Raw genomic sequence first — 566 nt, forward strand, 5'->3', positions numbered from 1 at the left:
GATCACGTCGGGCTTGGCGGCTTCGACCTTGTTGAAGATCGGCGTGAAGTCGGTGGTGTCGGGCGAGAAGCGGATATGGTCGACGACCTTGAGCCCGATCTTCGGCAGGCACTCCTCGTAGACGACGTCGAGCGGCTTGGTCCAGGCCGCGTACTCGCTCATGATGACCGCGGTCTTCATGTGCTTCTGATCGACCAAAAGCTCCTTGGCGGCGTCGCAGACCGACAGCGCCAGCGCCGCCGAGGTCAGGTAGCCGTGGAAGGTGTACTTGTTCTTCTCGTAGTCGGCGTGGACGCTCTTGCTGATCTCGTTCGAGGCGGCACCGGGCGTGACGAACGGCGTCTTCAGCCGCGAGGCCCAGGGCTCGAGCGCCAGCACCACCTCGCTGATGTAGCTCGAGATGACGACATTGACCTTGTCCTCGTTGACCGCGCGCTGGAATGCGCGCACCGAATCCGCCGAGGACGAGTGATTGTCGTAAGAAACGATTTCGATCTTGCGGCCGTCGATGCCGCCCTTGGCATTGATCTCGTCGGCGGCGAGCTGCGCCGCCTGCGGGATCGATG

General features: G+C 62.9%; 1 protein-coding gene. It reads right to left on the bottom strand.

The annotated features are described in order from the left end of the window. The coding region (locus VQ03_RS30755; RefSeq protein ID WP_048454738.1) for an ABC transporter substrate-binding protein at positions 1-566 on the bottom strand (566 nt) is incomplete at both ends.

It is taken from the genome of Methylobacterium tarhaniae, from assembly GCF_001043955.1.
Classification (GTDB): Bacteria; Pseudomonadota; Alphaproteobacteria; order Rhizobiales; family Beijerinckiaceae; genus Methylobacterium; species Methylobacterium tarhaniae.